This is a genomic window from Amycolatopsis sp. NPDC058986 (assembly GCF_042741125.1).
In the GTDB taxonomy this organism is placed as follows: Bacteria; Actinomycetota; Actinomycetes; order Mycobacteriales; family Pseudonocardiaceae; genus Amycolatopsis.
Window position 1 is genome coordinate 1 of the sequence record NZ_JBHYJW010000128.1, and the last position, 5,148, is coordinate 5,148.

At 72.1% G+C, this 5,148-nt stretch carries 6 protein-coding genes; 1 reads left to right on the plus strand and 5 read right to left on the minus strand.

Going from position 1 to position 5,148, the window contains the following annotated elements; genetic code table 11:
• Nucleotides 1-100 precede the first annotated feature (100 nt).
• The 5 genes from ACFW0G_RS45220 to ACFW0G_RS45240 all read right to left on the minus strand — a co-directional run bounded on the left by ACFW0G_RS45220 (nt 101) and on the right by ACFW0G_RS45240 (nt 3,839).
• Nucleotides 101-370, minus strand: coding sequence for a hypothetical protein (locus tag ACFW0G_RS45220; RefSeq protein ID WP_378331776.1), 270 nt, complete (start codon nt 368-370; stop codon nt 101-103).
• Nucleotides 367-1,239 carry a TNT domain-containing protein gene (locus ACFW0G_RS45225; protein WP_378331777.1) on the minus strand — a complete coding sequence of 291 codons (873 nt, stop codon included), beginning with the start codon at nt 1,237-1,239 and terminating at the stop codon, nt 367-369. The genes ACFW0G_RS45220 and ACFW0G_RS45225 overlap by 4 nt, the downstream gene beginning before the upstream one ends.
• A 180-nt stretch (nt 1,240-1,419) precedes the next feature.
• Nucleotides 1,420-2,364 (minus strand): hydroxymethylglutaryl-CoA lyase, encoded by a 945-nt coding sequence (locus ACFW0G_RS45230; RefSeq protein ID WP_378331778.1) that lies wholly within the window; start codon nt 2,362-2,364, stop codon nt 1,420-1,422.
• Nucleotides 2,364-2,939 (minus strand): PH domain-containing protein, encoded by a 576-nt coding sequence (locus ACFW0G_RS45235; RefSeq protein WP_378331779.1) that lies wholly within the window; start codon nt 2,937-2,939, stop codon nt 2,364-2,366. The genes ACFW0G_RS45230 and ACFW0G_RS45235 overlap by 1 nt, the downstream gene beginning before the upstream one ends.
• Nucleotides 2,940-3,029: 90 nt before the next feature.
• On the minus strand, nt 3,030-3,839 hold the full coding sequence (locus tag ACFW0G_RS45240; RefSeq protein WP_378331780.1) for a biotin--[acetyl-CoA-carboxylase] ligase: 810 nt from the start codon (nt 3,837-3,839) through the stop codon (nt 3,030-3,032).
• 80 nt (nt 3,840-3,919) lie between these two features.
• Between ACFW0G_RS45240 and ACFW0G_RS45245 the strand changes: the two genes are divergently transcribed.
• On the plus strand, nt 3,920-5,041 hold the full coding sequence (locus tag ACFW0G_RS45245; RefSeq protein WP_378331781.1) for a C40 family peptidase: 1,122 nt from the start codon (nt 3,920-3,922) through the stop codon (nt 5,039-5,041).
• The last annotated feature ends 107 nt before the right edge of the window (nt 5,042-5,148 follow it).

The window sequence follows — 5,148 nt, forward strand, 5'->3', positions numbered from 1 at the left end:
GCCACCTTACGGGCGTCAGACGCCCGTAAGGTGGCCTTAACGGCATTCCTGACCTGCGGAAAGGGAGCAAGGGACCTTTGCTATCGCTTGCCGGGCGGGGTCAGCTGGGCAGGAGGCCGACGGCGCCGCGGGCGACCTGGGCCCAGGCGAGGCGGCCGAACAGGTAGTGACAGGCGACCTGCTCGCTGCTGAACCGCGCCCAGTCGTACCGGTTGCCCTGCTCGCGCCAGAACACCTCCCACGAGGCCCCGGCCGCGTCGTCGTCCGTTCGCAGCACACACCAGGCGTTGTCGGCCTCGGCCCCGATCGACACCACCTCGGGCGGCACACCCAGCGCGTCGAGCCAGCGCACGATCGACTGCGTGTTCATCGCGTTTCCCCCGTGATGTCGGCCAGGAATCCCAAGGTGACCAGCTCGTCCGCGCTCAGCACGGCACGCAGCCGTGTCCCGCCGCCCGGCTGCCCGAACCACTCGGCCGACACCGAACGCCACATCGGTACCGGCCGCGTCACGCGGTAACGCCGGTATCCCGCGTCGAGCGCCGACGGCGGCAGCGAGCGTCGTGCGAACGGCGTGCCGTCGACGGCGAAGACGCGGCCTTCGGCGCCGCCGAAGCGGTCGAGCAGCGCGCCTTCCGGCAGGATGACGGGCTCGGCGGCGTCGAGGCCGCCGTCGGGGAACAACGCGCCGGGCGGCCAGCCCTGGTCCTCGACGCCGGTCGCCGGTTCGTAGTCCTCGGACAGCTCCGGAGGCGCCGCCGCCGAGGGCACCGTGGCCGAACGACGGAAACCGGCGCGGACGTTCTCGTACGCCGAGGCGTCGTCGAGCAGTTCGGCGTCGGGGTGCTCGAAGGGGCCTGCCGCGACGGCGTCGCCGGGCAGCGGCAGTTGCCGGGCGGGCCGGTCGGTGGCGACCGGCAGATGGCCGATCGGGAACATGTGCACGAGGAAGAGCGCGACGACGCTCTCCCGCTCGGTCCGCAGCGCCCCGAGCGGCGGCTTGCCGGGCGGCCCGGCCAAAGGCGGAACGGCAGGCGGCGGAACGGGCGGGGAGACCGGCGGGACCACCGGGGCCATCGCCCGCGGCCACGGCGCGGGCGGGCCGAACCCGGACGGCGGAGTGGGCACCTCGTCGAAACCCCGCGAGTCGAGCAGGCCGCCGTACTGCGACGGCAGCTGGACCGGGCCGGTCTCGACCTCGGTGTCGCCCGGTTCGGGCTGCGACGGCACGTCGGCCACGACACCCCCTCCGGCTCGGTCCTCCCGCCGTCGGGTCAGACGGGCGGTATCACGTTCGACGCATCTTCCACCCACCCGGTTCCGTCCGCAGCGGACATTTCCCCGAACGAGGGAGGAGTCACTCGATCGTTGGTGCCGTGGCCCCCATCCGGGTGGTCACGGTCAGTTCGCCGAAGCGGGTCACTTCGCCAGCGCGTTGACCACCCGGGACGGACTCGGCCTGCCGAGCTTCCCGGCCATCCACACGCTGGTCTCGACGAGCGCGTCCAGGTTCGCGCCGTGCTCGATGCCCAGTCCGTCGAGCATCCACACGAGGTCCTCGGTGGCCAGGTTCCCGGTCGCCGACTCCGCGTACGGGCAGCCGCCGAGCCCGCCCGCCGACGAATCCACAGTGGACACTCCACAGTGGAGCGAGGCGAGCGTGTTCGACAGGGCCTGGCCGTAGGTGTCGTGGAAGTGCACCGCGAGCGTGCCGACGTCGGCACCGGCTTCGCGGTAGCCCGAGATCAGCGCCTCGACCTGGCCAGGGGTGGCGACGCCGATCGTGTCGCCCAGCGAGAGCTGCGAGCAGCCGAGGTCGAGCAACCGCTTGCCCGCCTTGACGACCTGCTCGGTCGCGACCGCGCCCTCCCACGGGTCACCGAAGCACATCGACAGGTAGCCGCGCACGTCCAGTCCCTCGGCACGGGCGCGGGTGACGACCGGCTCGAACATCGCGAACTGTTCGTCCACAGTGGAATTGAGGTTGCGCTGCGCGAACGTCTCGGTGGCGCTGGCGAAGATCGCGATGTGCGCGACGCCGGCGTCCAGCGCGCGGTTCAGGCCGCGCTCGTTCGGCACCAGCACCGGATAACGGACGCCCTCGCGGCGGTCGAGGCCCGCCAGCACCTGCTCCGCGTCGGCCAGTTGCGGGACCCACTTCGGGTGCACGAAGCTGGTCGCTTCGAGGGTGGTGAGCCCGGCGGTGGCGAGCCGGTCGAGGAACTCCAGCTTCACCTCGACCGGGACGACCGCCTTCTCGTTCTGCAGCCCGTCCCGGGCCCCGACCTCCCAGATGGTCACCCGCTCCGGCAGTCCCGAGGCCGACGGGACGACGTCCGGTAGCCCTGCTTCGCGCGCGCCCATCAGGCCCTCCGGTTCCCGCGCCGCGGATGCCCCTGCGGCGGCAGGGGCTCGGTGTCCTGCGGCCCTTCCTCACGGTAATCGTCGTACGGGTTGTCGTTGACCTCGCGGTAGATCACCGTGTGCACGTGCTCGACCCGCGGGATGTCGTCGAAGCGGAGCGGCTCGTGCGAGGCCGACTCGATGATGAGCGTGCCGCAGCCGAAGATCCGGTCGGTGAGCCCGTGTTCGAACTGCACGCTGTTGATCCGCGACATCGGGATGTCGATGCCGGTGCGCTTGAGCACGCCCTCGCGCGCGATCAGCCGGTCGGTGGTGACGATGAAGTGCGTCGTGCGCCAGCGGACGAGCGGGGTCAGGAAGAGCCACACCACCAGCACGAGCGCCACGACGCCGAGCGCGATCAGCCCGACGGAGTTCCACGGCGACGACGCGTCCTTCGCCAGGATGGCGAGCCAGGTGCCGCCGCCGAGGACCACGAGCAGCGCGATGACGGGCCAGATCAGCATCTTGAAATGCGGGTGACTGTGCACTACGACGTGCTCTTGCTCGCTGAGCAAATCGTCCGGATAGGCCACGGCGGACGCTCCCAAGGTGTTATGCGGCGCTGGTGCCTTCACCGTACCGGCGGGACACCCGCTCGCGACCGGGTGACGCGGCGTTTCCCCTCAGGCGGGGCGAACGTGCACGACGTCACCCGCGAAGACCGTGTGCCTGCGCCCGTCGGCGACGTCGACCTGCAGCTGCCCGGCGGCATCGACGTCGGCGGCCCGGCCGGACAGCGTGGTGCCGTCCGGCAGCTGGACCTCGACGTCCTGGCCGAGCGTGGCGCAGTGCTGCCGGTATTCGCCCAGCAGCCCGGCCTCGGTGAGGTCGCCCCCGGCGAGGCGCCAGCGGCGCTCCCGGTCGTCCAGCTCGGTGAGCAGCAGCGCCGCGATCTCGCCGCGCTCGGTGCTGTTCGCGCCCTGTTCCGCCAGCGACGTGGCGGGCAGCCCGCCCGCGCCCGCGGGGACGTTCTCGCCGAGTGGCAGCACGTTGAGCCCGATCCCGAGCACCACCGAGGCGTCGTCGCCGGCGACCGCGTCGGCGAGGATGCCCGCGCACTTCGCGCGCGAAGGCCCGGCGAGGACGTCGTTGGGCCACTTCAGCACCGCGTCCACGCCGAGCCGTCCGGCGACCGCGCGGACGGCGAGCCCGGCGACGATCGACAGCGAGCCCAGCGCCGTGAACGACACGCCGTGCGGTCGGAGCGCGACACTGAGATACAGGCCGGACCCCTTCGGCGAAACCCAGGAACGGGCCCGCCTGCCGACCCCGGCGGTCTGTTCCTCGGCGAGCAGCACGGTCCGGTCGGCGGCGCCCTTCGCGACGGCTTCCCGCAGGTCGGCGTTGGTGGAGCCGGTGCTGGGCACGACCTCGACCGCGGCGTACCGGTCGCCGAGCCGGTCCCGCAGGAGCGCACCATCGATGGACGACATGCGCCCACAATATGAGAGTCCCCCTAACGCGCAAGCCGTCCGCTCGTTAGGCAGGAGTGGGCTCTTCTAACCTGGACGACGTGACGCCGCCCGAACCCGTGCCCGAAGCCGCTCCGAAGCCGACTTCCTGGGCCCGTGGCGCGGCCCTGCGCGGGCTGGTCGCCCTGCCGCTGGTGGCCGGGCTGGCCACTGCGGGCTGGCTGGTGACTCGTGGTGAGGACACCCCGGCACCCACGCCGCCGCCCGTCCCGGTGCCCGCGGCGAACAGCGGCGCGGCGGCGTCCGGCCCGTCCGTCCTCGAGGTGAGCGCGCCGGTCAAGGCGAAGGAGCCGAGCCAGGGCGGGGCGAGCGGCGGCCGGAACCCGCTCCAGGACTGGGCCGACAAACTGGCCGGACCGCTCGACATCCCGGCGAACGCGCTCATCGGCTACGCCAACGGCGAGCTCCAGCTGCGTTCCGAGCAGCCGAACTGCCATCTGTCCTGGGTGACGTTGGCCGGGGTCGGCGCGGCGAGCTCGAACCACGGCCGGACCGCGGATCCGCAGCGCGGACCGCTCGGCCTGTCCCCGGCGCAGTGGAGCAGGTACGGCGGCGGGACACCCGGGATCGCGAAGCCCGTGGTGACCGACGTCGACGCGGCGTCGGTCGCGGCCGGGCGCGCGCTGTGCGCGGGCGGCGGCGACCTCGGCGGCGGCAACGGCTGGTGGAAGGCCATCGCGAACTACAAGAACTCCGGTGGCAACGACGCAGAATTGTTCAGGCAGCGTGTACTCGGCAACGCCCAGCTGTACGCCACGCTCTCGCTCGACCCGGCGAAGTCCGGAACCCCGGCGGTGCGCGCGACCCGGTTCGCGCTCGGCCAGCTCGGCCTTCCGTACGTCTGGGGCGGCAACGGGCCCGAGGCGGGTTCCGCCGGGTTCGACTGCTCCGGGCTGACCAAGGCCGCCTACGACAGCGCGGGCGTCGCGTTGCCGCGGACGGCGCACACCCAGTACCTCGCGACCCAGCGCGTGCCGGGGGACCAGGAGCCGAAGCTCGGCGACCTCGTCTTCTACGGCAACCCCGCCGTCGACATCCACCACGTCGGCCTCTACCTCGGCAACGGCCTGATGATCAACGCGCCGACCGAGGGCCAGGCGATCCAGATCCACACGTATCACACGCGAGGCGACGACTACGCCGGCGCGGGCCGCCCCGCCTAGGGCGTGTCTGATAATGCTTTGGTCCAGGTGATTACGGCGTGTAGGACCACTGCGGATCGGTAGACGATGGCGAGCTTGTCGTAGCGGGTAGCCAGGCCACGCCACTG

Excerpts from the sequence above, each read along its gene's own strand:
- ACFW0G_RS45220 (WP_378331776.1), bottom strand. The coding sequence starts at position 370 with ATGAACACGCAGTCGATCGTGCGCTGGCTCGACGCGCTGGGTGTGCCG.
- ACFW0G_RS45240 (WP_378331780.1), bottom strand. The coding sequence starts at position 3,839 with ATGTCGTCCATCGATGGTGCGCTCCTGCGGGACCGGCTCGGCGACCGG.
- ACFW0G_RS45230 (WP_378331778.1), bottom strand. The coding sequence starts at position 2,364 with ATGGGCGCGCGCGAAGCAGGGCTACCGGACGTCGTCCCGTCGGCCTCG.